General features: G+C 57.3%; 32 protein-coding genes and 1 pseudogene. 1 reads left to right on the top strand and 32 read right to left on the bottom strand.

Annotated elements, in window-relative coordinates; all coding sequences use genetic code 11:
* From IMW75_RS25260 to IMW75_RS25150, 23 genes and pseudogenes are all read right to left on the bottom strand, one after another.
* A pseudogene (locus IMW75_RS25260) lies at window positions 1-620 on the bottom strand (hypothetical protein); the annotation flags it as partial.
* Window positions 613-1,218, bottom strand: coding sequence for a putative phage tail protein (locus tag IMW75_RS25255; RefSeq protein ID WP_205894116.1), 606 nt, complete (start codon window positions 1,216-1,218; stop codon window positions 613-615). The pseudogene IMW75_RS25260 and the gene IMW75_RS25255, both read right to left, overlap by 8 nt.
* Window positions 1,215-2,282 carry a baseplate J/gp47 family protein gene (locus tag IMW75_RS25250; protein WP_205894115.1) on the bottom strand — a complete coding sequence of 356 codons (1,068 nt, stop codon included), beginning with the start codon at window positions 2,280-2,282 and terminating at the stop codon, window positions 1,215-1,217. The genes IMW75_RS25255 and IMW75_RS25250 overlap by 4 nt, the downstream gene beginning before the upstream one ends.
* Entirely contained in the window at window positions 2,282-2,629 is a 348-nt protein-coding gene (locus IMW75_RS25245) for a phage GP46 family protein (RefSeq protein ID WP_205894114.1), read from the bottom strand. Before IMW75_RS25245 ends, IMW75_RS25250 begins: the two co-directional genes overlap by 1 nt.
* A gap of 57 nt (window positions 2,630-2,686) precedes the next feature.
* Window positions 2,687-3,244, bottom strand: coding sequence for a phage baseplate assembly protein domain-containing protein (locus IMW75_RS25240; RefSeq protein WP_237142335.1), 558 nt, complete (start codon window positions 3,242-3,244; stop codon window positions 2,687-2,689).
* A 2-nt stretch (window positions 3,245-3,246) separates the two neighbouring features.
* A complete protein-coding gene (locus IMW75_RS25235) occupies window positions 3,247-4,365 on the bottom strand; it encodes a phage baseplate assembly protein (RefSeq protein ID WP_205894113.1) in 1,119 nt (372 codons plus the stop codon).
* Window positions 4,349-5,677, bottom strand: a complete 1,329-nt coding sequence (locus IMW75_RS25230; protein ID WP_205894112.1) for a DNA circularization protein — start codon at window positions 5,675-5,677, stop codon at window positions 4,349-4,351. Before IMW75_RS25230 ends, IMW75_RS25235 begins: the two co-directional genes overlap by 17 nt.
* Complete coding sequence (locus IMW75_RS25225) at window positions 5,677-7,932, bottom strand: phage tail tape measure protein (protein ID WP_205894111.1); 2,256 nt, start codon at window positions 7,930-7,932, stop codon at window positions 5,677-5,679. The genes IMW75_RS25230 and IMW75_RS25225 overlap by 1 nt, the downstream gene beginning before the upstream one ends.
* A 58-nt stretch (window positions 7,933-7,990) precedes the next feature.
* Window positions 7,991-8,254 carry a hypothetical protein gene (locus IMW75_RS25220; RefSeq protein WP_205894110.1) on the bottom strand — a complete coding sequence of 88 codons (264 nt, stop codon included), beginning with the start codon at window positions 8,252-8,254 and terminating at the stop codon, window positions 7,991-7,993.
* Window positions 8,255-8,363: 109 nt separating this feature from the next.
* Window positions 8,364-8,744, bottom strand: a complete 381-nt coding sequence (locus tag IMW75_RS25215) for a hypothetical protein (RefSeq protein ID WP_205894109.1) — start codon at window positions 8,742-8,744, stop codon at window positions 8,364-8,366.
* Between the two features lie 4 nt (window positions 8,745-8,748).
* Window positions 8,749-9,120 carry a phage tail protein gene (locus tag IMW75_RS25210; protein ID WP_205894108.1) on the bottom strand — a complete coding sequence of 124 codons (372 nt, stop codon included), beginning with the start codon at window positions 9,118-9,120 and terminating at the stop codon, window positions 8,749-8,751.
* Between the two features lie 15 nt (window positions 9,121-9,135).
* On the bottom strand, window positions 9,136-10,233 hold the full coding sequence (locus tag IMW75_RS25205) for a phage tail sheath subtilisin-like domain-containing protein (RefSeq protein WP_205894107.1): 1,098 nt from the start codon (window positions 10,231-10,233) through the stop codon (window positions 9,136-9,138).
* The gene (locus tag IMW75_RS25200; RefSeq protein ID WP_205894106.1) at window positions 10,233-10,445 is read right to left on the bottom strand and encodes a hypothetical protein; all 213 of its coding nucleotides are present in this window, start codon (window positions 10,443-10,445) and stop codon (window positions 10,233-10,235) included. Before IMW75_RS25200 ends, IMW75_RS25205 begins: the two co-directional genes overlap by 1 nt.
* Complete coding sequence (locus IMW75_RS25195; RefSeq protein ID WP_205894105.1) at window positions 10,445-11,011, bottom strand: phage protein Gp37; 567 nt, start codon at window positions 11,009-11,011, stop codon at window positions 10,445-10,447. Before IMW75_RS25195 ends, IMW75_RS25200 begins: the two co-directional genes overlap by 1 nt.
* On the bottom strand, window positions 11,011-11,502 hold the full coding sequence (locus IMW75_RS25190) for a phage protein Gp36 family protein (RefSeq protein WP_205894104.1): 492 nt from the start codon (window positions 11,500-11,502) through the stop codon (window positions 11,011-11,013). Before IMW75_RS25190 ends, IMW75_RS25195 begins: the two co-directional genes overlap by 1 nt.
* Window positions 11,499-11,789: an HI1506-related protein gene (locus IMW75_RS25185; protein ID WP_205894103.1), complete on the bottom strand. Its 291-nt coding sequence runs from the start codon at window positions 11,787-11,789 to the stop codon at window positions 11,499-11,501. The genes IMW75_RS25190 and IMW75_RS25185 overlap by 4 nt, the downstream gene beginning before the upstream one ends.
* 3 nt (window positions 11,790-11,792) lie before the next feature.
* Window positions 11,793-12,701: a Mu-like prophage major head subunit gpT family protein gene (locus tag IMW75_RS25180; protein ID WP_205894102.1), complete on the bottom strand. Its 909-nt coding sequence runs from the start codon at window positions 12,699-12,701 to the stop codon at window positions 11,793-11,795.
* A 27-nt stretch (window positions 12,702-12,728) separates the two neighbouring features.
* Window positions 12,729-13,124 carry a hypothetical protein gene (locus IMW75_RS25175; protein ID WP_336512445.1) on the bottom strand — a complete coding sequence of 132 codons (396 nt, stop codon included), beginning with the start codon at window positions 13,122-13,124 and terminating at the stop codon, window positions 12,729-12,731.
* A gap of 3 nt (window positions 13,125-13,127) precedes the next feature.
* Window positions 13,128-14,153, bottom strand: a complete 1,026-nt coding sequence (locus IMW75_RS25170) for a phage protease (protein ID WP_237142334.1) — start codon at window positions 14,151-14,153, stop codon at window positions 13,128-13,130.
* A 190-nt stretch (window positions 14,154-14,343) separates the two neighbouring features.
* Window positions 14,344-14,913 (bottom strand): phage virion morphogenesis protein, encoded by a 570-nt coding sequence (locus tag IMW75_RS25165; protein WP_205894101.1) that lies wholly within the window; start codon window positions 14,911-14,913, stop codon window positions 14,344-14,346.
* A 104-nt stretch (window positions 14,914-15,017) separates the two neighbouring features.
* Window positions 15,018-16,301, bottom strand: a complete 1,284-nt coding sequence (locus IMW75_RS25160; RefSeq protein WP_205894100.1) for a PBECR2 nuclease fold domain-containing protein — start codon at window positions 16,299-16,301, stop codon at window positions 15,018-15,020.
* A complete protein-coding gene (locus tag IMW75_RS25155) occupies window positions 16,301-17,848 on the bottom strand; it encodes a DUF935 domain-containing protein (protein ID WP_205894099.1) in 1,548 nt (515 codons plus the stop codon). Before IMW75_RS25155 ends, IMW75_RS25160 begins: the two co-directional genes overlap by 1 nt.
* Window positions 17,848-19,401 carry a hypothetical protein gene (locus IMW75_RS25150; RefSeq protein ID WP_205894098.1) on the bottom strand — a complete coding sequence of 518 codons (1,554 nt, stop codon included), beginning with the start codon at window positions 19,399-19,401 and terminating at the stop codon, window positions 17,848-17,850. Before IMW75_RS25150 ends, IMW75_RS25155 begins: the two co-directional genes overlap by 1 nt.
* Before the next feature lie 56 nt (window positions 19,402-19,457).
* Between IMW75_RS25150 and IMW75_RS25145 the strand changes: the two genes are divergently transcribed.
* A complete protein-coding gene (locus tag IMW75_RS25145; protein ID WP_205894097.1) occupies window positions 19,458-19,943 on the top strand; it encodes a hypothetical protein in 486 nt (161 codons plus the stop codon).
* A gap of 2 nt (window positions 19,944-19,945) precedes the next feature.
* Here IMW75_RS25145 and IMW75_RS25140 read toward each other — a convergent pair whose 3' ends face one another.
* The 9 genes from IMW75_RS25140 to IMW75_RS25100 form a co-directional block, all read right to left on the bottom strand.
* A complete protein-coding gene (locus IMW75_RS25140; RefSeq protein ID WP_205894096.1) occupies window positions 19,946-20,458 on the bottom strand; it encodes a DUF3486 family protein in 513 nt (170 codons plus the stop codon).
* A 3-nt stretch (window positions 20,459-20,461) separates the two neighbouring features.
* Window positions 20,462-20,773 (bottom strand): hypothetical protein, encoded by a 312-nt coding sequence (locus tag IMW75_RS25135; protein WP_205894095.1) that lies wholly within the window; start codon window positions 20,771-20,773, stop codon window positions 20,462-20,464.
* Window positions 20,773-21,081, bottom strand: coding sequence for a hypothetical protein (locus IMW75_RS25130; protein WP_205894094.1), 309 nt, complete (start codon window positions 21,079-21,081; stop codon window positions 20,773-20,775). Before IMW75_RS25130 ends, IMW75_RS25135 begins: the two co-directional genes overlap by 1 nt.
* Window positions 21,078-21,293, bottom strand: a complete 216-nt coding sequence (locus IMW75_RS25125; RefSeq protein WP_205894093.1) for a TraR/DksA family transcriptional regulator — start codon at window positions 21,291-21,293, stop codon at window positions 21,078-21,080. The genes IMW75_RS25130 and IMW75_RS25125 overlap by 4 nt, the downstream gene beginning before the upstream one ends.
* Window positions 21,280-21,912 (bottom strand): DNA-packaging protein, encoded by a 633-nt coding sequence (locus IMW75_RS25120; RefSeq protein WP_205894092.1) that lies wholly within the window; start codon window positions 21,910-21,912, stop codon window positions 21,280-21,282. Before IMW75_RS25120 ends, IMW75_RS25125 begins: the two co-directional genes overlap by 14 nt.
* Window positions 21,909-22,451, bottom strand: a complete 543-nt coding sequence (locus IMW75_RS25115; RefSeq protein WP_237142336.1) for a transglycosylase SLT domain-containing protein — start codon at window positions 22,449-22,451, stop codon at window positions 21,909-21,911. The genes IMW75_RS25120 and IMW75_RS25115 overlap by 4 nt, the downstream gene beginning before the upstream one ends.
* Window positions 22,452-22,546: 95 nt before the next feature.
* Window positions 22,547-22,798, bottom strand: a complete 252-nt coding sequence (locus tag IMW75_RS25110) for a putative holin (RefSeq protein WP_205894090.1) — start codon at window positions 22,796-22,798, stop codon at window positions 22,547-22,549.
* 38 nt (window positions 22,799-22,836) lie between these two features.
* Entirely contained in the window at window positions 22,837-23,154 is a 318-nt protein-coding gene (locus tag IMW75_RS25105) for a hypothetical protein (RefSeq protein ID WP_205894089.1), read from the bottom strand.
* A gap of 109 nt (window positions 23,155-23,263) precedes the next feature.
* A partial coding sequence (locus IMW75_RS25100; protein WP_205894088.1) for a hypothetical protein occupies window positions 23,264-23,538 on the bottom strand: 275 nt, incomplete at its 5' end.

Here is a 23,538-nt window from a genome sequence, read left to right as displayed (position 1 = left end):
AACGCTTCGATTTCAAATGTCCGATCGAAGTGATGAGTGAGGTGATGCAAAAGGCCATTGCGATGCGGCACGATACTCCCACTTCGATTCAATAACCGTGTTGCACTCAGCTCCTGCAACCGCCCTGCGTTGACGCTGGCAACTGCGGCAGATACAAACGGGGTTTTATCCTTCTCACCTCTTGTGGCCGCTCGAAGTGGAAAATCCTTGCCTGCGTTTAGAAGCAAACTGTCAGCTGCGGCACTGGACGCCCGCTTAACTTCCACCGGTACGCCATTGTTATTCAAATACATGATCGTAATTTCGCTAGCTTCAGGGCTCAGCACATTGAAATAGCCGCCACTCACGGTATTTAGCAAGCCTAAAACAACACTGCCGTAAGGGAGTGGCCCCGCCATCCTTGAAGCGACATCAATCAATACTTCCGTCACTTTCGCCTGAGCCTGCACCGCCTGTTTGGCAAAAGACGGAACCGGCCCAGACTCCGTCAAAACATCGGTTTGCGCATTACCATTAATAATCTGATGCTGCTTTTCGGAAGCAGCGCTGGCCTGCGCAGCGGCTTCAGAAAGCTGCCCAGCATAGGCAATCAGCGCTTCGATAGTTGGTTGCTCAGGCATTGTTCGTACTCATATTGGAGGGCATGACGTAATTAATGGTGTTGAAAAGCTGATCGACTGAACTAGCAACCAACAGAATGACTTCCTTGCCGTACCCAAACACCACGTCGGTATTGGCTGGGCGACGCTCCTCAATGCGTGCTTCCATAGGTGCGTTGAGGTAAGCCACAAGCGGCGCGTCAACGCGCCAGGTATACGGCCAATCACCCGAATAGATCGGATCACCCGCATTCACTAATCCGACCACGGGAATTCTGAAGCTCTCAATGTTCGCGGCCACACCAAACAACGATGCCAGGCGAATAAAATAGGGAATGGATTGCCCGCCCAGATCCCCCATTGCCGCAAGAACGGCCTGCACCCGCTCGTCCTGCGTTGCGTCGAGCGATGGAGTCAGCCCATAGATCCGCTCCCAATCCGCAATAAACGCCCCTGCAGACTCCGGAAATATCGCCTTCTCTACAGCGTCAATACCCACTAAAGCGTCACCCAGAACTGCAGCATCACCAGCTAACTGTGCTTTTAAGTTCCTGCCGTTTGGATCGTATGAAACTGGCGGAAGTAACGTCTGCAGTTGCTCAATTAATACTTCGCTCATGCCATCGGTTCCACAGCTACTGTTCCGAGACGAATCCAATTAATTATCGATGGATCATCGGATGCTGAAATATTGTTCGCAGGCGTCACCAGTTGAAGGTCAATAACCCCTGCCAAGCTGCTGAATGCTGCTGTCAGACGAAGGATGTAAAGGGTTTCCAATGGGACCAACGGATCGATCACGGCTGCAGCCGCAGACTCAGACGGCTCTTGAAGGTCCGCCAGGCTGAATCCGGTCTGTAGCTTGAGCCTTACGCGCACATCGACGGTTATGACAGCGGGTGTAATCACCCAAATATCGGCCCCGGCCGGAGCTACAGTCTCGATGTATGCCTGGCACGCCGCGATGACTGCTGCAGAAGAAGGGCTACCCGCTGACGTAATGACCACGTCAATCGAATTACCGCCACGACGCTTGGGGATGATTAAGGCGGTTGATACGCCGTCCACTGACAACGCCCAGCGGCGATAATCTGCAATCGATCCGCCGCTTGGCGGAAAGCGAAGCACGTCCAGGTAACGACCAAGCAGGCTCTCCTGGATTTCGTCGTCAGTGCCTCCAATCAAAGCGGAAAGGGTACAACCACCATCAATCCCGAGTGGCGGACTGGTCAAAACGGCAGCACCCTCCAGCCCATTAAGGAAGGCGCCTTTCTCTGCTGTAGAAACAGGTGCAATGCCGGTCCCGCCAGATCCAATCGGCACGGTGGCCGTCGTGAACAAAACGGTCCCCGTAGCAATCAGGCGAACCTGAGAGCCCATGGGCAAAGGAACACCAGGACTTCCACTTACTGCAATTGAACTGCCTGCAAAGGTGGCGGATTTTGGATAAACACCGCGTGTGGCCGCGTGCTTCTTCAGCTCTTCGAAGTCGGCGGTGTCAGGGAATATCTGCCTGGCAGTCCATGAGCCCTGTTGGTGAATGCCCTCGGCAATCGCCGACGTTGAGCTAGCGCGAACGAAGTTGTCGCTATCGCTGGTAACGTCTGCGTCCGCAGCAAGCGAACGAATTTCCCGCAAGGCGCGAGTACGAATGGCATCGAATTTGGGAGCGTCGTAGGGCATCAGATCACGCTCGCGAGATGTTCAAAGGTCTGCCTGCCGGCCGGGGTAGAAACTTCGACCAACAGCTTCAACCAACCATCGCCAGCGCGTTCTGCCGTGATGTCAATAGAGGTCGCCCGACCGTCATCGATCAAGGATTTCAAGGCGTTTTTGGCGTACTGAATGGCAAGGCCGCTAACGCGGGCCACATCCTTCTCCCGCTTCAACTCGTGCAGACGCGAACCGAGTTCGGGCGCGGCCCAGTAGCTTCCGAGGGGAGTCATGAGGCGTAGATAGACGGCGTTTGCCAGCGTCGTAATGCGCTGACCCGTCAAATCGCCAGTAGTTGGGTTTATGCCTGCGTCCATGCCAGACAGCATGAACTTGCGAGCGAGAGACAGGAGTTTCTTATATATGCACGAAACTCATTGCTGCGGAGAAGGTGGTGGCCCGTTCGGGTGGCCATGGCCATTGTAGAGTTCGCGGTCTTCTTGCATGGTGCGAGTGCGGTCGGCGACTTCGCCATCCACCTTGATGTTGCCATCCACTTTGACGTCGCCAGTTGTTTCGAGCAGCGGCGTTTCAAAGCGAACCTTCGTGCCGGCTTTAACCAAGAGCGTTTCCGTCACCACCTCGACCACCCGACCGCGCTTGAGGTGAACGTGATCGCCTTCGTCGGTATACAAAGCCACTTCACCATCCTTTAGCGTGATCCTGTAGCGACCATCTTCGCTGGCGACAACTACGGTGTGCTTGCTATTACCACCCACCGGTATAGCGATGTATTCGGCACCAGGCAGAGGCGCTGAGGTGAAGCCGTAGTGCTGGAACAACTCACCCGAGACCGTTTCACCGGCAAGGCCTTGCATATCAACACCAATAAGCTTTCCGTGTTTGTTACGGGCAGCCACGGCGCGAAAGGCCTGGCGAAACTGTTGCCTCTCTCGACTCGCCTGCTCACGCATCATTCGCGCCATCGACATTGTCATAGCCCCTTAATCAGTTCGATGAACGCGCCGTCCTTGTTGGACTTGCCCTTGTGCTTCTTCACAGGATTGCCGTCCAGCACCCACATCTTATCTTCGCGCAAGCGCAGCTCAGTAATGGCGCCTTGGCCACGGGTCAGCCGAAGGGTGCGCGACATCAGAAAGTAAGTGTCATCCACACCATGTGGCTCACTTCGCACTTGGACACGCTGGCCAGGTGCCCACACCTTACCGCTGGCAGTGCGATGCCCTTTCACTACGGCGCGAATCTCAAGCCCTTCCAAACGGCTGTCAGCAAGCAACTTACGGGCACGGGTGGTGGCCATGTCCTGGTTCTCGCTCGAACTGTCCACGATCACCTTCGGCCGGAAGATCCCACGCTTGGCCAGCGTCTCGTCTTGGATGACCGAACGCAGGTGAGACCGCGTCGTATCGTAGCCGTCATTGTCATACTGACCATGCTGCCCCAAGACTGTGATCTGGCTGAACCGGTTAGCGATAGAGCGACGCACTGATAGCCGTTCGACGTTGTTGCCTTGACCGTTCAGGTTCATCACCAGTGTATGAACCGGCGCACTGATGTAATCGGGGCCGCCGATCACCAACCGACCGTCGGGCTCAAACCATGGCCAGAGCCCATTGGCCTCGGCGACCTGCAGAAGTGCCTCCCAAGCTGACTGACCTGGCTCAATCTGAATGCGTCGTCGCGTCTTGGCTGACGCCGCCCTTATCTCGACTTTGCTCACGCCCAGGGGCTTGACCACTTGGCTGACGATATCTGCCAGTGAAGCCTCACGCATCGCCACGAATGGAGAGGAACAGTCCACTAAAGATGCGGCACCGTCACGACCGTTAATACGGATGGCGATGCCCTGGCGCGAGACATCGTGCTCGAACTCATCGATCTGGCCCGTCAACACACGATCACCGCTCAGAGTCAGAATGCATGGCGCACCTTCGACCAGGACGCTTGGCAGTTGAGTTGTCTCGCGGGTGTACAACTCCATCTCGAAGGCATCGGAAGGGGTAAGCAGATCCGATTCAACTGACCAGCCGTCCCACGTCGCGTGGGCCAGCCCGCCAATGGTCAATGTGATGGCTTCATTTGGCGTAGGCACGCAGCACCTCCCCTGCAGGAATACTGTACGGCCGTGTCAGTCCTGGATTGAGCCGGAGTAACTCGGCTGCCCGTGAATGATCGGAGTACCAGCGAAACGCCAACAGGCGGAGGCTGCTTGGAGTTTGGACGGTACGCAGGATCAGGGGCGGGCTCTGCAGGATGACTGAACGAGCCCGAGCCTGAACAAGGTGGGCAATGTTGCGAAGCGACTCAATGACTGGCAAGGCGTCCTCGATACCGTAAAGACGGCGCTGCAGCAGGATTGCTGACTGGATCAACGAGCGCACGAGGTTAACCAGGCTTTCCAGCTCATCCGGGCTCAACGTTGGGATTTCGGACTCTGCCTCGATCACCACTGATGCCGCCTGAGCATGTGAAAGTGCGAGCTCAGTGATGACCAGGACAACCAATGCCATACCCGATGCCGCCAGTGGATCGGCGGGCATAGCTTTAGGCAAGGCCTCGTCCGACGGCGTCTGACCTTGGCGCGCCGAAGCAAGCAAGGATGCCCCAGCATTCCCGGCTTCGCCGGTCAGACTCGATGCACCTGGTACAGCTGCAGGAACACCACCACGGGCAAGCAGATCGCTTGAGGTGGTTGGGGTACTGTCCTGGATCGCTCTTCTAATTTCAGTCGGGGTCTGAGCTAGATTCACCAGCGGGTCGAAGGCTGAAAGCGGATCGCCCTTCGCCATCGAGACCACGCCCGATACGACGCCCATGATCTGTGAACGCAGCTGCTCAAGGCGCAGGCCAATACCGGGCAGCCCAAGAGCTCTTTCGAGTAGGCCGGTCCAGCCTCCACCGATCCAGCCCTGCACGTCGGCTACCAGGGAGTCCACACTGGCCAACAGATCGAACAAGCCGTCCTGCCACGAATACTCGTCGCCCAACATCAGGCTCGCCTCATCGACAAAGACGAACTGGCGCTTGAAGAAGGGTTCATCAGGCTTTTGCTCGATGAACTGCAGGGAGACCTCAGCGTAATCCGGCCGGTTGGCGGTGTGCTGAACGCTCCAGTTGTAGGCTATGACACTGACGCTGCCATAAATCGGATGGACCAGTTCACCTGGCCCAATGGTGTCCAGTGCTGCAAGCAAAGCCTGCAGGGCTATTTCGTAGTTCGTCCCAAACAATACAACCCGCATGGCAAAGGCTCTGGCACCCCGACCCAAGTCTTCAACCGAATCACCGTCTTGGTAGGGCGTGCCGTGCTGAGCAATTGCCCTCTGCGCCTGCAGGTTTTCATCGATCACATCTAAGGGGACACCCCGGAAAGAGGCATCCAACAGCGTCTCTGACCAGCTCATTATCCACGCCTCATTTGAATGCCCACACGTCGCTCCATCTCGGCCTGAAACGCCTCAGAGTCAAACCTCAGGTCGATAATTAGTGGTTTCTCCAGGAGTGCGTTCAGACGCTGTTCAGCGGCTTGATTGGCACTGCCCGAACTCATGGGAGCAATGCCCGCATTGACCAGCTTGGCGGCCATTCCTGCAGCCCAGCTACTGGCACCGGAAACGGACGTGCCCGCGGCTGTCAGGCCGGTTTGATCATGGGTCAGGCGCCTGGCGTTTTCCGACAGCCAAGCTGATGATGCATCGGGGTTTTGGCTGGCCAGGTCGCCACGGTTGCGATAGAACGCCACCTGATAGGCTCGCTGGCCACCGTCGAGTAACTTGCTACGCCGGGCCAGATCCTCGCGACTTTTGTCATCCTGAGGCGTAGAGCCTGGAATCAACGCACCTGCGATGTAAGGGGATTTGCTCAGCGCATACCCGAAAGCCAGCTTGGCATACTGCCCTAAGCTACTGCCGCCCTTAGCCTCGGACCCTAACGAAATATCTGGCGAGCCTCCCGAGCCAATGTTATTCGGCCAGTTAGTGACAAATACCGAAGTGACGCCCGTCGCTTCTTCCAGCACCTTACCGACCGCAATGTTCTTGAGAGTCTCAGGTCCGCCCATGAACTTGTTCAGCAGCGCACCGACGCCCGCTTTGGCACCGCGCCCGGCGTAGTAACCCCCAGCGCCCATCGCAAGTCCGCCGCCCAGCATCTGCTCACCGGTCAGGTTCAAGTCATCGAGCAGGTAGCTTCCGAACTGAGCAAACCCTTTGTTGAGCGGCTGTGCCATACGGTCAATCGCCTCACCCAAGGTGGTCTTCATGCGATTGCCCACAGCCGTGGCGCTTTCGGTGTTTTCTTTCAGGTCTCGATTGAGCACGGGCTCTGCAGCGCTGATTTTTGCGGTCTGGTCATTAAAGGTCGCAAGCCGGTCACCGCCGAGCATGATTCGCATGCCTCGAACAGTATCCTGGTCCATGCTCTTGAACACCGTGCCCATGAACTGAGCCCGCTGCTGATCCGTTTTCATGGCGTCATACTTGCGCTTCAGATCGCCCATAACATCCGTTGGATTGCGCGAGCTGCCGTCGCCATTGAAGAACTTCACGCCGCTGCTTTTCGTGACCTGGTCACGGTATTGCTTCACGCTGAAGACCCGAAGCGTCGAGTCAGCCAGTGTTCCAAGGCGATCCGGCTGCATCTCGACGGTCGATAGCGTCTCGACGAATGCGAGCGCCTGAGACAGGCCCATGCCCGCCGCCTGAGCAGATCCACCGATCTTGGGAAACAGGTCGGCCAGGTTCTCCAGCTCCGCGTTACCGAGGCGACCGGCCACCGTCATCTTCTGCAGCAGATCGAGGGCAGCACCGGCCTTGTTCAGGTCGATGTTGAACGCACTGGCGCCGGCTACCGTGGCCTTGCCCAGTACCGCCGAGTCAGCTCCGCTGACGGCCGTGGTTTGCCCGATGGCGTCTGCAGTCTTCTTGGCGGCGTCATAGTTCACGCCAGAGGCAATAAGTGTGTTGAAGCCACTGTCCACGCCTGCACGATCCAAGCCGTACGTCTTCGCAATACGAAAGCCTTCCTGACGCCACTCATCACGCTGAGCCGAGGTCATCCCGGCAGTCTGCTGGGTCCGGATCAATTGGCGGTCGAGCCTGGCGCTGCCGGTCAACCCGGCCGCAACACCGACACCAACCCCAAGACCCGCCAACCGCCCTTGCACCGAAGTGCCAAGCCCTTTAATGCGGTTGAATTCTTCACGGACGCCAGTGGCCAGCGTTTTGAGCAACCGAAGATTGCGACCGCCATTCAGAGCCAGACGTCGAAAGCTGGTCTCGGTGCGGTCGACACTTTGGCGCAGAGGATCGATGCCCTCGCGAGCAGTACGGACCAGTTCGGCTTTGGTCTCACGGGCAGCCTGGCGCCCAACCTGGCCAAGTTGCTTCAGGTCTGACGTAGTTTGTTGGACGCCTTGACGAAACACGCCACTGCCTTGGGTGGTGGCTTCACGCATGGCCTGACGGATAATTTTGTAACTGGCGGCACCCGCCTGACCCGTTTTGCTTATCGCATTGGTCGCCTTCCCAGACTCATCGGCCAACGCCTTGGCGCCGTCTTTTCCAGCCTTGCGCAGATCTCGCTCAATGGCTTGAATCTCGCGCCGACTGTTGCCCGACGTGGCTTGAATGCGGAGCGCTACGCGCAGATCTGAACTCATGGATGAAACTCCTGCACGCCTTTATATAAAGAAGAAAGGCCCGTTTCCGGGCCTTTGGTCACTTCTGCGCAGGCCCAGCCTCAGAGCCGGCACTCCAACACAATGTGTTTCGGCCACCTGGTTGGATGTTGATCCAGAACACGCCCGGTTCAGGAGGCACGAATCCGAGACGCTCAGCCGCGATGACCAGGTCTTCCTGGAACGCATCCATCGGCGCCTTTGCATCTGGTAATGCCAACGCGTTGACGCGATGGGCGCGCATGTTCGCGTCGAGCGCCTCGAAGCTCGCCAGATCAAGGCTGATGTATACGATTGGAGTCATTTGGTTTTGCCCTTGCGCTTACTGACGTATCGGGTGGTGTCCTTCTTGCGACCCACCAGAAGATCAAGGCGCACCTCGATCTCTGGACGGGTCATCGACCGGATTTCATCTAAGCGATAGCCGTGTCGGACAAGGGCGTGTTCGATACGTCGCCAGTCGTTGGAACCGCGCTCGGCGGCGCGAGCTTTTTTTCCAGAACTTCATCGGCCCGGCCTAACAGCGCCAGATCGGTCTCAGTCAGCTCGTCCAGGAGCAACTCAGTTGTCAGCGATGCGGCCGGAATATCACCCAAGGCCAATAGCTGACGACGGAAGACATCAACGGTAATCAGCTGAAGCGGACCCTGTGGATTGTCTTGCTGAGCACCAACCAAATCGCCTGCCATTGGCACACGCAAGGTAAAGCTTTTGTGACGCGAGCCCGCGAAGTACACACCCACTGCCAGCTCACCCGATTCGGTTAATCCATCCCAACGCTTGTCGACAGTCATCGCTTTATTCCGTGTAGTAGTTAAGTGCGGCCAGAGTCAGGTCGCGGGTCGCTTCACCTTCGAGCTGGTACTTGCTGCCCATTTCAATGAGCGATACACCCGTCCAGGACTCGCGATCACCGCCACCGTCCACCGGCTCGATGGTGATCTTGGCGTCCAGCATCGCCCGCCAGTTCGGCTCACCCGACTTGGGAATGGCCACGGATACGCGCAGGTCGTAATCCTCAACGCCGGAAGCCGTACCCAAGGGCCGCTTCTTACGGTTCATGGTTTTGACGATGGTGCGACCGGTCTTCAGCGTGTGCTCAAGACTCTTGATCTCGTAGTCTTCACCATTGATGGAAAGGACGATTTGTCCAACATAGATATCTGACATAGGTGCGGCCTAGGATTACAGGAGCAGGTCGATGCGACCGGCGAACACGTGCAGACCGTTCACCACATCGGCGGGAATGGAAGCGTTCAAGCGGTTCACGTCTTGCAGCGAACGCTCAACAATCAGGGCGCCCGCATTGGCATCGACCTCTTCGAGGATCTCCAGCTCTTCGCACTTTTTCGCAACGTCGAGCAGTTCGCTACGCACTGCAGCTGGCGTTCTGCTGGATAGCTTGGATCGCGGGAATCGCAGACGGATACGATCACGGCACGCCTGCCGGAAGTAATACAGAATCCGCATGGTGGTCAGGTCGAGCAGCGACACATCCGTCGCCCCGGTGGCGTTCTTTGTATAAGTGCTGACCGCTCGGACGATTTGCACCTGGTCACCCGGCCCAACCTCCAAAGGCGTGATGCCGTTGGCCAGGCAAGTCTCCTGCTCAGTACGGCCTAACCGACTGGCGATTGGCGGCACCTTGATGCCGGTTAAGACCAAGGTGTTCAAAGGTCGGGCCGGATCTTCTTCAGAAGCGATCAGCGCCGCGTAGGCAGCAGCGACCTGACGCGAAGTCGACGCAGTGCCTGGCAAAAGCGCCAGGGTAATCGGTCCCGAGTTGAGCGCAGTGGCCATCGCAGTCGCTGCAGAGATGGTCGACGTCAAGGCGCCAACGCCCAGGATCGATTGCTGCTCAACCGAATCGGTGTAGGTGTTGATGTGAGTTCGCAGGGCCGTCATTGCAGCCTGACTGAACCAGGCAGGCACCAGGATGGTGAATTTGCCCATCGCAGTTGCAGCCAACGCGGCACTGATGTCGGGCTCTTGACCGTCGGTCACGGTTACACCAACGCACGAAATGGCCAGGAAACGGTAAGTGGCTATCGCTGCAGCTACCATCTCCTGAGCGACGACACCAAACTGGGCCAAGGCCTCATCGGCGCTGTAGACCTGACCAGGAACATGAGCAACGGCGGTTGCATCTTCGTCCAAAGGAACGATGAGGCAAATGCTTTGCGCGTTGGACGGCAGAGTGCGCACGGCCAACTTGGTATTGAACTCCATGTACACACCCGGCTTGCGGATGCTTGCTGGAATAGTGTCAAAGTCGATAGTCATTACTTGACTCCTTTGGCGGTTTGTTTGGCACTGCGACCGGGCGATTTGGTGTCAGCAATTACGCGCAATTCGCCGGCTGCGATACGGCGCTGGTAGTAGGAGGTGTTGGCTACTTCTACCGCCTCGGCCGGCTCTGGCTGGATGAACCCCGCCTTTTTATTCAAATGATCCGGCTGCATAGGCACCGGATCTGTCGTGGCGATTACGCGCATTACAGATTCCTCAAATCGATGTTGTCTGTTGCAGTTGTCTCGGGGTTGTCGCTCGGAACGTGGTACGAAATATCGATGCCTTCGAGGTCTGGCAGCGGCTCCTCTGGGATCACCCAATCCAGATCGATGGCAAAGCTCTGCCCAAGCACCGATAGGTGATCGGACTGAAACTTGCCGGTGACCAGGTTGGCGAACTCAGTAGGTGAGGCACGCGCTCCATCAGGTTTGTGCTGCCAGCCTGTCAGCAGCCGCATACAGCTTTCCCAAATCCAGTAGCTGCCCGGATCTGCAGTGACGGTGCCGCGCCGAGTGGCTTTCTCATCTCGGACTGACTTGCTGGAGATGACCAGGCGGAACACCACTGCAGCGTTATATCGGCGCTGACCTTGGCGACGGAACACCACCCGAGGCGTGGTAAGCATCACCGATGGCGTGCCTTTGATCAGATCAACCAGCAGATCTGGATCACTCAGCTCGCCGCCATACGTCTTGATCGTCAGGCGCGGGAGCTGCTTTTTCAGCTCCGCAAGCCTGGCCTCAATGGCGTCTTCCAGATCCCCCAACATCAGAGACGGCTCAGCGTATTGCGGCTGAACAGTCGCGGTGCATGGGTGATGGCCAAGCCTGACTGGCCTGACTCAGATGCCCCGCGCTTTTCATCTTCAGCGGCCAGACTCTCCAGCCGCTTGATGATGTCCTTGTAACGCAGCCGCACGCTCGACTCAGCATTGGCCTTCTCGCCGTACAGATGAAACCGGGTCAGCTCGGGCAGGTCTTCGGCGACCCAAGCCGGCGCGTCTTCACCCAGGCGGCGATAACGCAGGTAGAACTGAACCTCGCTCCGGGCACGGGTGGCGGCATCGGCGATCCGTGCCAGCGCCGCAACGGCGGCCGCCACATCATCAGCATCCCATCCCGTCAGATCGTCGCCCCTGGCTGCTGCTTCCAGCAGAGCAGGCTCAATGGGATTGAAGGTGTCGGGAACGGCCAGACTTGCCATTTCCGAGGCACCGAAACGAGCGATGAGGACCAGCGCACCAGGTAGTGAGAGATTCATTTAGACGCCTTCACACGGCCGGTCTTAGCACCAGTTGCCTGAGGCTTCGACGAACCAGGCGCCGAGCCTGTTTGTGTGCCACCACCTTCCACCCCGTCCTCGCCCGCATCGCTGCCACCTTGTTCCGGTTCTTCCACACCTTCGAGCACGATCAGTTGCGGCTCGCCGTTGAGTGCTTCCAGCTGTTCTTCGCTGAATGCATCATCGGCGTAGTAAGTGCCCGCACTGCTGTGAGCGACCCCGGCGCGACGGAAGCCGTCGCGCAACGCTTTAATGAACAAGGCCATGGCTTAGGCGTCCGTGCCGGTGGAGCCATAGGCGGTCTGCCAGAGGCCATAGCCACCAGCGGCACGTGCCTCGGCACCGAACTTGAATTTCTTACGGTTGAACACATCGTCCGCTTCGGCGTCGATCTGCTGGACAAATACCGGGGCCTTACGCTCCTGGTAAATGAATGGCTTCACCGGCAGGCTGGTGTCGAGCAGGAACCAGGCATTGTCCGAAGTCAGGCGACCGGAGACCACCAATTCGGCAGTGCCCTTGTAGATGTTGGTCTTACCATCTTCCAAACGGTCAGCCGTGAGCAATGCTCGGCCAACGTCTTCTAGCGCCTTTGGCACCAGGAGAACGGTCGGCGTGATGTTCAGAGGTCGACCATCTTCATCCATGAACTTGCCCATGGCCGTACGGGCGGCGCCATAACTGGCCCGAGCGAGCGCCTGAGTTTCAATTGAGAGCTTCTTGGTTCCCTTGTTACTGACACTTTGATCGCCTACGGGGTGATCGGTATCAAAGAAGTACTGGTCGTCGTAGCACGGGCTGATGAAAGCCGCGTTGACCACATCAAAAATGATCTCATCCGGCAATTGCTTGGCCGAGTAGCCCGCCATTTGCGCCTGAGGCGCATAAACACCTAGCAAATCGTCTTCGATGTCATTGCGGTCGACCTCAACGGTGGCCTCAAAGTCTTCGTTGACGACGGTGTACTTGAACGCCTTCAGGCTCTTGATGTGCTTCTCGCCGATCCAGCGGCGCATACGCGGAAAGGACGACAGCCACGCATAAAGGTTGCTGCCGGTGCTGGACGGCACCTTCATCGCGATCTTTTCCCAGTTGCTGGGGGCGGTGGTGAAGGCGTTGTTGAACAGTGTTTTGAGTGCGACGAACGCCGCGTTGATCGAAGCTTTATTTACCAGCATGCGCAATGCGCTCCTATATATAGAGGGTTACTCGACCCAAACACCGTCGGAGTCGATGCCAACGATCCGGCCTGCGACGGAGCGAGTGCCGCCCCCATCAGTGGCCGCAACAGTTCCGTCATCCACCACATAGGCGCTCTTCAACAGCTGGGCCTGTGCGATGGAGCCGTCATTGGTCCACTTAAAAGCCTTGTTACGGCGGACTGCCACACGAGCTGCGCCGGCCGCACCGGACGTGTTGTCGACGAACTCTTCAGCTCGCCCGGCATAGGTCAAGCCAGTCGCGGTGCTACCCGACACGGCAAAGCCGGCCGCGTTGAGCATCACCAGGCTGCCCGCAAAGATTCGTGAACTAGCAGCCATGCCGAGCACCAGGATGTCGGTGGCCTTCATTGAGGTATTGCGGTCTTGAGTCAGCGACACGGGTTAGCCCTCGCTCTGAAGCGTTTTGGCGAACTGCTCTTGATCAACACCCAGCTGGACGCACATGGCTTGCTGCTCGGCGTTGAGGGCAGTAGAGAGAACGGGTTTCGGCTTGCCATCCAAACCGGACGGCTCGCCCACAACCGGCGCCGCATTGACGAACGCCTTGAATCGCTCCAGGCCACCTTCTTCTTGGCAAGCTGCGCGATGGTAGTCAGTGGTGGCCGGTGTGATCTTGCCGAGCTTCAGGGCGGCATCGATCTCGGCGCTAACCGATGCGTCGCGCTCCGTTTTCACGCGAGTCGACAGCGCTTGCTCGGCATTGGTGGCACGGGACAACAGGGTTTCGTAATCGGCACGCGGAACGAAGGTCGCCAGGTTTGGAGTCTTTTCAGTGTTCGCGGCTTGCTTCAGTTGGGTCGTCGCCGCAATAACATCGGCTTCGGTGGCAGCTTCGGGCAGGCCGAGCAATGCCAATAGCGCAGGAGAGAGCTTCACATTGAACTCCGGGTTTTCGTGGTTGAGAGCGGTGAGGAGGAAATTCGGGACGTTGGTGAGGCCGGCACTGACCAGGCGCACAATGCGTCCGCCGTCGGCTTCGTAATCAAATACGGGGGATAGGTATCGATATTCACGGGCGACGACTTGCTCGCCGCCACGGGGGGTCCAGTTGACTTGGCCCCATAAGCCACCTTCGCGGATTTCCAGCTGGGCGATCCAGGCGGCAGCCGGAGCCTCTTCACCGTTCGGTGCTCGGCTTTGGGTGGCGTGCTCCCAATCAATGGGCAGCTCAATTGATCGAGCCGTGAACAAACCCAGCACCATTTGCTGAGCCTGCCCATCGAACAACCAGGTGCGGCCATCACGACCAGTGACGACTGGACCGGCTGGAATCAGTTCGACCCAATCTGGCGCCTTGCCATTGGCAAAGGCAATCGCTGCTGAGAGGTCGGTGTTGAGGGCGAGTAATGTTTTCATGCCGACAGTTTCTGCGGCATTGATCAGCGATGGAGTTTCAACCCCATACAAGAATTTTGGGGTTCAACCTGGAGCGGGGAAATTACACGAACTGGGTATTTTGGCGGGATCTTTGTCGATCTGGCTACCGCTATGAGTCTGGAATACCTCCAGAACAAAATCTAACGCACGTCTAACGCTATTCGCGGACAACTACCGCCGTCGTTGTACCTGTAAGGCTCTTTAAACGCCGTCATCGCGATTATCTTGGACCGACCTCCAATGGTTCGGAAAGGTAGTCAGACACGATGGCGAGGATCTCATTGTCATCTGATGAGGACAGCCCCAGATAAGGTCGAGCCGGCATCTCTGTCGAGGTCGCGCCTCGGGTTATCCATTGGGCAAAATTCGACTGCCTCTTTTTGACAAACCGATTTCCGACTTGGCCATTCTTGTGTTTTAAGTAAACCTGTTGCGACCGAGCGCCTTGCTCGATCTTGCCGCCGAACTGATGGATCGCCGCATACGGACGATCCGAACCGAGTTCCAATTCATCGCCGCTGACCCTATGCCGGATCGTGTCCTGGAGAAACCCGTCCTGCCGTAGGATCTGGCTCGACTTCTTTTTAGCGATAGTGGACGCGGCCAACGGTGCCCATGGAGCCCCATCTGGAGAGACCTGCTGTCTAAAGCGCTCGTCCGTGGATTGCTGCAGGTATTCGGCAATGTCCAGGAGTGGGACACGAATATCCTCCAACCGCTCCGCCAATTCGGCCAAGGCAGCACCAGACCGGCTGTCACCCACTTCGACATTGAGCATTGCGCCTGCCATGTGCATCTCCTACTATCGAAATACGTTCATTGAGTGAGCAGTCCCCGCCAGGACCTCCAGGCCTACACTCAGAGCGAAACCACGTGTGGCGGCGCGTGGTTTATTTATTCGTCGAGTGTCGAGCGACGGAACAGACGTACGCCGATCCTGAGTTGTTCCAGGTAGTCCGGGTTATCTGCATCCGGTGAAAATGTCGTCACACCATCCCAGCCGTCATCACCCACCTCGAACACCGACAATGCCGGAACCGGATCACCGTCGATCTGGTAGCGCGATATATAGCGGCGCCGCACGACTGCCTTGTTCTTGGCATACAACCATTCCAGTCGCACCCACACCTCATCTGGATCTTTTATCGCCTCAGCGAGCAACAGCAGCTCACGGGCGTGACCACGCTTCTTGATCTTCAAAGCGCCCGTTTTGGCATTGGTAAACAATTCACGACCAACCACCACCGCATCGCCCGTCACATCCTTGAACAGGACCGGCGAAGCATTCGTTGCCCCGAACTCTGCCAGGAATCGCTCGACGTACTCCTGATCGGGTAGCCCCTCAGGCAAGAGTTTGTCAGCGGACACTTCACGAGCAGGAGGCAGCGCACCTGGTGCGCGTCTGTTCGGGAGCCCAGCGCCCTGGACGCTACTTGACCGCGCACCAGGCTCAGGCAGTGGATCGTATGCACGAAGGGCAGGAACGGCAGTCGCGAGCCGAGATTGACCAGGTGCAAAATCAAACCCCGGATCAATGCCCTTTGGCACCCGGACGGTGCGTGCGCCGTTGGGACTATTCACGCCGATGGTGCGATTCTCATACTCGATCTCCGGCGCTGGCCCGACCTTCAGACCCTGCCGGTCGATGTCACGCTGGCTGACCATGAACTTCTTGCACTTACAGCCCCATCCATTTTGTGGGCTGTGAGTCGACCACCATGAATCATCCAAAGGCAGCACGGTCCCGTTCCATGCAAGATGCTGGGGCCGAGGATTGGCGCTGTCGCCATGACGATAAAGGCCAAATGGACGACGCTTGCGCAGTTCTGGATCAGCCATCTGGGCTTCACGTCCAGCGTTATACGACTGCCGTAGATTCGTTTCGTAGATCACGCGAGTGCGCCATCCACGACCGCCGTTGTATTCCCAGCCATGTTTGTTGACGACCTGGTCGAAGCCAGCCCGGAATTGTTCCAAGGTCTGACCGCTGGTTATGGCTTTCTCTACGGCACCGCGCATATCCGCCAGCAGGTTGTGCTTAGTCGTACCCGCCACGACGAAAGCCCAGTCGTGCTCGACGTTGTAAATATCCGTCCAGACGCGGGTGGGCACATTCGTTTTGCCACGGAAGTAGTCGATCTGTTCCTTGAACGGCAGCGAGCCATGAGAGACAGCCATTAAAGCCCCCTCAGTACATCATATCGACCGGCAAGGCTCGCAGCTGCCAACCCATCAGCCATCGCATCGGCGAGCTGATTAGCGTTCATGTCGGGATAGACCTCGATCAGGCGATCACGAAACTCTTCCAAGCTGTTGACCGAGTCAAGCAACTCGCGGATGGCTTCAACCATATCGCCGAGTGGCGCAGCTGCAGAGGCTTCCAAAGTCTTGACCTGGTTGTCCACTACGTCCTTTATATCGACCTGCTTGGTCGACTGTTCACGGTTGGCAGCGGTCGCAATTGCCGGAGTTGCCGCTGGTTTGCCCAACACCTTCGCACCTTCAGCCGGCGACGGCAGATTGAGCTTGTCCAGGATGACGGACTGTTCAACCTCCAAGCCAAGCGGAACCAAATCCTTGAGTGCCTTTATAAGCAGCTCAATGTTTTCTGGCTGAGGCACATCAACGATCAGCTTGGGATAACGACGACCTGGTGCAAAGTTCAGATCGCAGAACGGTCGAACAAATTGCCGATTGAGGGTATTGCTGAGCGCTTTGGCATCAGCCTCCAGCAGATCAAGTCGAACTTCGTTGTGGACCTTGGCCTGCGCAAGACTGGCGCCGTCGTCGGCACTCATCGTCTGGCCTACCACGGCCTTGCTGACCTGCTTATCCCACCACTCGGCCAAGCCCTTGAAGAAGTCCCCAGCACCCGCCACGTTCGCCGCATTCTGGAAGTCGATCCGCATGCTGTCTGGGATCACTGCGGCTGCATCGCTCCCGAGATTGGCGACAGCTGACAATAGAATACCGATGTCATCCTTACTGGCGTTCGGGCCGTAGCGACCAATCCGCATAGGGATGCCGTAGATATCGGCGAACCCCATCCAGTCTTTCCACGTCCACGCCTTGCACATGTAGGCCACTGCCGCGAGCCGTGCCAAACCGCCACGGATTGGCAAGCCGGATCTGATGCGTGGCAGATGCACAATGAACTTGTAAGGAGCCAGAGCAACGCCGTTGACCATGTCGGCTTCGTCCAGGAGTCGCAGCTCACGACCGGTTTCTCGGTCGAACTGAAAGAAACGCTGATCTCTAGTCTCGAACCGATCCGGCATCCAAGTCTTGCCGCTTCGGTCCCAAATGATTTCGCTTACTGAGAAACCTTTGCCCAGGGCATCTACCGTTTCGCTTTGCAGCTCGCCGAACTCGGCAGACTCGACCACCTCACGCACTGCATCGGCACGACGGACATCTTCAGCCTCATCACTGGCCGCTTCGACACGAATATTCAGGCCAGCCACGGCAAGTTTGCGAGTGCCCAGAACGGAGGCGTAATGCAGATCGCGCTCCTCCATTTCTTCAGCCAGCGTCAGATAATCGTGAGCATTACCCTCGGCAGCGGCCTGGAGAATGTTCGACAGCCGTTGCGGAGTGAGACCGCTCGCGACAGACGAGTGCCAAACTTGACGCACGCCAGTCAGTCGAGGCGCGGCGAGTTCTTCGGTTAGCTGATCGAGCTGAACGGGACGACCATGCTGGTCAACGATGCGGGACTGGGTCATTACCAGATGCCTTTATTAGAGCGCCAGCCGCCGCCAGTCTGAACCGTACGGTCGTGACTGCCTGATGGCGGGACGCGGTGAAATTCAAATATCTCGACATCTTGGCGAGAGGCGTAATCGGCAAGTACGGCCGCGATCCCGGCGTCACCGTGGCGCTTTGGCCCGCTCTTTTCACCTTTCTCGTTGGTGCGTTTTTCGGGGATACGCGCCACACCCTTGACCACGCGAAAGGCGCGCACGTCGCTGACGACGTCTTTGTCGGCGGGGATGTCATAGAAGGTGTCGTCTTCAAGAGCGGCTTTGAACAACGGCATGTTGTCCCGATACCAGCCCTCGGTGAGCATCACTCGTTCGATACGGTTGAAGCCAAACTCGATGGCAGTGTCTTCAGACAACTGCGAGCCGTTGCCCCTGGCATCGTCCGCACCTTTTAAGAAGTTGGGCAGACGACTGATGATGTAGCACTTGATTTGAAACTGCTGCTTGAATGGGACGTTGCGCAGCTCGACAACAAAGGGGGTGCGTTTGCGCAGGTTCTGTTCTTTGACCAACGGCCAGATCACCGATAGGTCACCGCTACGACCGAAGTCCATGCCATAGAAGCTCTGCACATCCAAAGGAATAGCATTGAGCAGCGGGAGCAAGTTTTCTTCGCACCACTCAAGGGAATCGGCCAAGCGGATATGCTCCTCCTGGACCTCATACCCTTGCGGGTAGGCAAGACGAAGCACTGGCACTTCACGATTGCTGCGTTGCTCGACCAGGGCCAGGCTGAGGAAGGCACCGCCGCCTTGAGATGGGACACAATCAAGCTCCTCCTCCGACGCATCGCCGTAGAAGTCATAGACGTCCTGAACCCAAGCTGCTTCCTCTTCTTCCCTGTACTCAATCCCTTTACGCAAGCACACACGCTGATACAGACCATCATCGACCGCCTCACGGAAAGGGCAACGAAACAATGCACCCTTGCGCTTGCCAGCACGGATATCGTTGATCAGTTCATTGAAGGCGTTTTCGGTGCCGTCGTGGGTACTGATGACATGGACCTCACCACCCCAGATCAGCAAAGCCAATGCCGCCTTGAGCAACTCAGCCAAGTCCTGGTGGAACGCCGCCTCATCGATCACGACCACGCCCTGGCGACCACGCAAGTTGGATGGCCGACTGGTGAGCGCGACGATTCGGTGTCCGCTGGGGAAGCCGATGGTGTAGGTCTTGATGTGCTTGTCCGGGTCGCTGTCCGGCCAAATGCCTTCTTCAATTTCCTCAGCCGCGTAGTTGTAGGCCCGTGCCCACATTGCGCATGCCTGGATGTACTCCACCGTCATATCCTGGTTGTAGCCCAGGTAATAAACAGTCTGTCCGCCTGCCTTTTTTTCAGAGGACGCGACCAAGACGTTATCTGCGGCCTCTGCCCACGTCAGGCCTATACGGCGAGATTTCTCACCTACCTTTAACGGAGCGCGGATGCCTATCCAGTCTTTCTGGTACTCCAGGAGGACCGCTGGCGTATCTAAGTTGGCAGTGCTCTTAAGTTGCGTCTCAAGGCTCATACAGTGCCACCAGTGATAAGATTCAATGGCCGAATCAACTGCAAGGAGCTCCAAAAATGCTGGAATGGTTTAGCGCTGCTGTTGCAAGCGCCAACGCAACGAAAGATATTGCCGCGAGCCTGCTTACCCTCCGTGATGAAGAGGTGATCAGAAGCCGAGTCTTTGATCTGACTGGAAGCCTTATGGATATTCAGCAGCAAATGATGACAGCACAGTTGGAGCAGATGGAACTGATCAAGCGCATTTCTGAACTTGAGGCTGATCTGGTGAAAGCCAAGTCCCAGACAGACACACGAGAGCGCTATGAACGTCACAAGTTTGAGTCTGGCAACTTCGCCTACAGTCTCAAACCAGAGCACGCAAAAGACGTACCTGAGCATTACTTGTGTAGCAACTGTTTCGAGAAAGGAGAGACTGTCACCCTGCAGCGAAGTGGAGGAATCGGCTGGACCGGACTGAAATGCCCTCGATGCAACGGACAAGTGCCGCTGGTGTCTACCGCTCGCTATAAGAAAACATCGAGCTACCAACTCGGAGGGTAAGTTCATCCGGCAACCCCGAGAATTTCACGACGGATCTCAGCGACGATCTCTGCATTGAGCCCACCTTTCTTGGCGATTTTCTCCACCTTGGCAGCCGCTGATTCGGCTTTCTCGCGATACTCGGCTTGCCATTTCTTCTGGACAACGGACGCACGACCGAGCTCAGCAACGGCCTTGGCCACCTTCGGCAGATCCATCTTTCCATCGTCAGCCATCAACAACTTAAACAGGTGCTCCTGCACCAGCCGCATAAGCGCCTCATTGACCGCACCCTCGTCGTCGGGTGCCGCTTGAACAACGGCCTTCGCCTGCTCCGACGCCAACTTGAGCGACGCCAGCTTTACCTCAAACTCCGACCCATAGCGATGAAGAGCACTTTTGCCGATGGAGTACCCACGGCTCTCCAGCTCAGCGGAAAGCGATTCATAACCAGAAAAGTTCGACTCGACCAAAGAGTGATCGAGCCATGTCTTCACCTGAGCCGGCAGCGCGGCCACTTTGCTACGCGGAGGCATAAGTCAGGACCAGTACTTTTCAGGACGGGCAATACCGGGATTGCAGTCGATGGTGTATTCGGCAATGTCCACGCCATAGTGGGTCAGGCCGCAGATCCATACGCCGCTCGGCTGTTTCTTCAGCGTTGCCAAGGAACGATCTTTCAGATAGTCCAGCTCGCGGCGCAGTTCCAGCTGCGTAGCGTCGGGATAAATACCCTGGATCGTCGAAAGCACCACCGCTTCATTCGGATCAACCGGGCGGGACGTGTTGAGCGTGAGGAGGATGTACCAACGCAGTGTTTCGCGGCGGACCTTAGCGTGGTCGATGTTCATTACAATTTTCCTTTGAGCTGAACGTTTTCGAACTTTAGGGCCAGGGCGTCGAGCTTGGCCTCGATGACTGTTTGGTTGCGCACATAGTCTTCGCGCCGCACGTAGTGCAGAGGCATTTCACCCCGAAGTCGTTCGAGACCAAGCTCAACCTGGCGCAGCCGCTCAGAATCCTTAGCGACGAGTTCAAATCGCTCGTCCAGACGACGCTCCATCTGAGAGAGCAAAAGCTTGACCAGACCGGCGAAGATCCCAAGAAGGGTCACAGCCGACGCAAACAGTTGCCACATCGGCATTTCGATCATGTTCATTTGCGCCCCAGTTGTTCATGGATAGATTGGCAATCCACGCACAACAACACGCCCGGCAAAATCACACGCCGCTGCTCCGGGATCTCCACGTTGCAGTCCTCACAATGCGAAGCGGAGGCTTGATTAGGTCTCTTGGCCTGTGCCAATTGCGCCGCTATAGCAGCCTCCCGATACGCGTCCTCTACTTCGGTGGCACGGTCAAATACGTCCATGGGTGTAATACTCGATCAGGCTTGTAAGCTGAGCGCGGCAAGAAGCGTGCTTCTCGCTGTTGCGCACTTGGTTGGAAAGAAGGACAGCCGGCGTTATTCCGCTGTCGAGGTCGTCAGCGGCTCCGGTGTTTCCGGCAAACGTAGTAGCTCCGCTGGTGGGCTGGCTTCCGTGCATTGCGAGTGGGTTGAGGCTTTCGTTCCACACGCGGACAAAGCCGGTAGTAAACACAGCAACAGGCAGAGGCTCAGGCGGCGCATCCAAGGCGCGGCGGTATAAAGTCGTGACACGTTCTATCTCCCCGTTGAGCTTGTCGGTGTTTCGGCGAAGCTCTTGTTTGGTGGTGGTGAGTTGGCTGGCTAAGTCATCACCACGCTTTATTTGCTCCAGGAGCGACTGCGCATCGGCCTGAGCTTTAGCCAGAGCCTCTCGCGCCAGCGCCAGGCGCTCTTCATCTATTTCGTCTTTGAGCTTTTGATATGTCGCTGCGCCCTCAGCCTTCCCAGCAATCAACCCCTCGTCATAACCGGCTTGGCGGGTGTGCTCGACGAACAGGAATACGGAGCCGAACAACGTCAGCGCAATCAGCAGCGGCGCAAACCACTTGAGTGTTTCTTTCATTGGCACAACCCCTTGCCCCATCCGGCATCGACATAAAGGCGTTCCCATCGCAGCAAGATGAGGCGCGGGTATTGCCGGTTTTCTTTGAAATTAGCCGCAGAGCGGCCAGCGTTGAATCGCTCGATGGAGCCGAACCAAGTCAGCGGATCGGCGCCCTTTGCCGATGCCAACTTGCGGTCACGGATCAACCAGCCCAGCCCTCCGTTGTAGCTAGATAGGAACATGGCGCCCTGCTCACAGGGGTTCCGTGCCTTGATTCGGTCAGCCAGCCAGCGGTCGTAACTGACCAAAGCCTGTAGTGACCAGGTAGGGTTATAGGGCTCGACTTTGCCGAGTGCTTTCGGGAACAGCTCAGCAAGCCAAGTGGCGGTCGAGGGCATCACCTGGCCCAAGCCTTGCGCACCTACCGGAGACTTCGCATCGAACTTCCAGCGGCTCTCCTGGTGAACCTGAGCAGCGAAGGTGGCAACCGGTGCGTCCAGCCCCCATTCCGCCTGAGCAATGCGAGATAGATCGCGCCGGTAGTGTTCGGCCTGCATCGGGATTTCGGCGTGAGCCTGTCCGCCGAGTGCCAAACCAACCACCAAACCAATGAAGCAACCGGCGAGGAAACGGATGAGCAGGTGCGCCATAGTCAAAGCCCCAGCGTCAGGCCAAGCACGCAGGCCAGTACGACGATTGCTCGACGCAGCCCGGCCATTGGCTGGTGGATGCGGTTGACTTGGTTGGGCCGGGCATAAGGGAACAGCGCGCGGTCGATCCAGTAACCCAGCACGCCACCGCCAGTGACAAGCCCGGCCTTGTATAGAATTACTGCCAGCTTGGTCGGCGCGATCATGCCCAGGGCGATGATCAACACGACGGTGATCACCGTCCAATCGGTCATGCGCGGGGCACGGCTACGTCGTCCTCGATTTGGGAAGGTCATTGTGAAATTGCTCGATTGGAATTGATGGAGGCCCGGACAGCGGCCAGGTGCGCAGCAGCCACGACAGGATTGCCGCGCACCTGGTGCTGTTCCTGGTAAGTGGCGGTTTGGGGAATCGAAGGTTTGGCCGGAGGCCGGAACTTCTGTTGTCGGGCCACGTTCATGTCTCGACGATCCTGCGTCACGCGAACGTGCTCCATGACCAGGCCGTGCCATTCGGCTGGGCACCGCTCAAGAATCGACTCGCATGAATAGCCACCCTCAAGAATCTGAGCAGCAAAGGCACGTGGGGTTGTAGCAACCGAGACAGACATGACGTGAACCCGTCGGTAAGAAGTACCGAGCTAGATTCGCTTTTGAGAGGTAATTGCTGAGTATCTTGTGCGCGCAAGAAAAAGCCCCGCAGGTGCGAGGCTTGGAAGATTATTTGCTTCGTAAAGCTTTCATGAACTGAATGTCTTCATCAGTGGTTCCTGATGCTCTTTCTGAAGCTTCCCATTGAGCCTCTGTCTGTTCCGTCTCGGGCTTAGCTTGCAATTCAGAATTAGCAATCTCCCAATCGCAAGCCGTGCTGTAGTGGTCTAATGAAACCGGACACCCATTTAGGCGAGAATGCTCGCCAGATCGAGGTGTCAGATGACCAAACAACGCCGTTCCTTTTCCGCTGAATTCAAGCGCGAGGCTGCCGACCTTGTGCT

It is taken from the genome of Pseudomonas gregormendelii, from assembly GCF_017114825.1.
GTDB classification, from domain to species: domain Bacteria; phylum Pseudomonadota; class Gammaproteobacteria; order Pseudomonadales; family Pseudomonadaceae; genus Aquipseudomonas; species Aquipseudomonas gregormendelii.
Note: the sequence above shows the minus strand (reverse complement) of the source record. Positions and strands in the feature narration are given on the sequence as shown.

Bases quoted from the DNA above. Each gene is read 5' to 3' on its own strand.
- IMW75_RS25135 (WP_205894095.1), bottom strand. From the start codon at position 20,773: ATGAACATCGACCACGCTAAGGTCCGCCGCGAAACACTGCGTTGGTAC.
- IMW75_RS25105 (WP_205894089.1), bottom strand. From the start codon at position 23,154: ATGTCTGTCTCGGTTGCTACAACCCCACGTGCCTTTGCTGCTCAGATT.
- IMW75_RS25125 (WP_205894093.1), bottom strand. From the start codon at position 21,293: ATGGACGTATTTGACCGTGCCACCGAAGTAGAGGACGCGTATCGGGAG.
- IMW75_RS25200 (WP_205894106.1), bottom strand. From the start codon at position 10,445: ATGCGCGTAATCGCCACGACAGATCCGGTGCCTATGCAGCCGGATCAT.
- IMW75_RS25220 (WP_205894110.1), bottom strand. From the start codon at position 8,254: ATGACTCCAATCGTATACATCAGCCTTGATCTGGCGAGCTTCGAGGCG.
- IMW75_RS25165 (WP_205894101.1), bottom strand. From the start codon at position 14,913: ATGGCAGGCGCAATGCTCAATGTCGAAGTGGGTGACAGCCGGTCTGGT.
- IMW75_RS25225 (WP_205894111.1), bottom strand. From the start codon at position 7,932: ATGAGTTCAGATCTGCGCGTAGCGCTCCGCATTCAAGCCACGTCGGGC.
- IMW75_RS25185 (WP_205894103.1), bottom strand. From the start codon at position 11,789: ATGGCCTTGTTCATTAAAGCGTTGCGCGACGGCTTCCGTCGCGCCGGG.
- IMW75_RS25205 (WP_205894107.1), bottom strand. From the start codon at position 10,233: ATGACTATCGACTTTGACACTATTCCAGCAAGCATCCGCAAGCCGGGT.
- IMW75_RS25160 (WP_205894100.1), bottom strand. From the start codon at position 16,301: ATGGCTGTCTCTCATGGCTCGCTGCCGTTCAAGGAACAGATCGACTAC.
- IMW75_RS25230 (WP_205894112.1), bottom strand. From the start codon at position 5,677: ATGAGCTGGTCAGAGACGCTGTTGGATGCCTCTTTCCGGGGTGTCCCC.
- IMW75_RS25180 (WP_205894102.1), bottom strand. From the start codon at position 12,701: ATGCTGGTAAATAAAGCTTCGATCAACGCGGCGTTCGTCGCACTCAAA.
- IMW75_RS25195 (WP_205894105.1), bottom strand. From the start codon at position 11,011: ATGTTGGGGGATCTGGAAGACGCCATTGAGGCCAGGCTTGCGGAGCTG.
- IMW75_RS25250 (WP_205894115.1), bottom strand. From the start codon at position 2,282: ATGCCCTACGACGCTCCCAAATTCGATGCCATTCGTACTCGCGCCTTG.
- IMW75_RS25155 (WP_205894099.1), bottom strand. From the start codon at position 17,848: ATGACCCAGTCCCGCATCGTTGACCAGCATGGTCGTCCCGTTCAGCTC.
- IMW75_RS25130 (WP_205894094.1), bottom strand. From the start codon at position 21,081: ATGAACATGATCGAAATGCCGATGTGGCAACTGTTTGCGTCGGCTGTG.
- IMW75_RS25190 (WP_205894104.1), bottom strand. From the start codon at position 11,502: ATGAATCTCTCACTACCTGGTGCGCTGGTCCTCATCGCTCGTTTCGGT.
- IMW75_RS25215 (WP_205894109.1), bottom strand. From the start codon at position 8,744: ATGACTGTCGACAAGCGTTGGGATGGATTAACCGAATCGGGTGAGCTG.
- IMW75_RS25255 (WP_205894116.1), bottom strand. From the start codon at position 1,218: ATGAGCGAAGTATTAATTGAGCAACTGCAGACGTTACTTCCGCCAGTT.
- IMW75_RS25120 (WP_205894092.1), bottom strand. From the start codon at position 21,912: ATGAAAGAAACACTCAAGTGGTTTGCGCCGCTGCTGATTGCGCTGACG.
- IMW75_RS25140 (WP_205894096.1), bottom strand. From the start codon at position 20,458: ATGCCTCCGCGTAGCAAAGTGGCCGCGCTGCCGGCTCAGGTGAAGACA.
- IMW75_RS25245 (WP_205894114.1), bottom strand. From the start codon at position 2,629: ATGGACGCAGGCATAAACCCAACTACTGGCGATTTGACGGGTCAGCGC.
- IMW75_RS25210 (WP_205894108.1), bottom strand. From the start codon at position 9,120: ATGTCAGATATCTATGTTGGACAAATCGTCCTTTCCATCAATGGTGAA.
- IMW75_RS25240 (WP_237142335.1), bottom strand. From the start codon at position 3,244: ATGTCGATGGCGCGAATGATGCGTGAGCAGGCGAGTCGAGAGAGGCAA.
- IMW75_RS25110 (WP_205894090.1), bottom strand. From the start codon at position 22,798: ATGACCGATTGGACGGTGATCACCGTCGTGTTGATCATCGCCCTGGGC.
- IMW75_RS25145 (WP_205894097.1), top strand. From the start codon at position 19,458: ATGCTGGAATGGTTTAGCGCTGCTGTTGCAAGCGCCAACGCAACGAAA.
- IMW75_RS25150 (WP_205894098.1), bottom strand. From the start codon at position 19,401: ATGAGCCTTGAGACGCAACTTAAGAGCACTGCCAACTTAGATACGCCA.
- IMW75_RS25115 (WP_237142336.1), bottom strand. From the start codon at position 22,451: ATGCAGGCCGAACACTACCGGCGCGATCTATCTCGCATTGCTCAGGCG.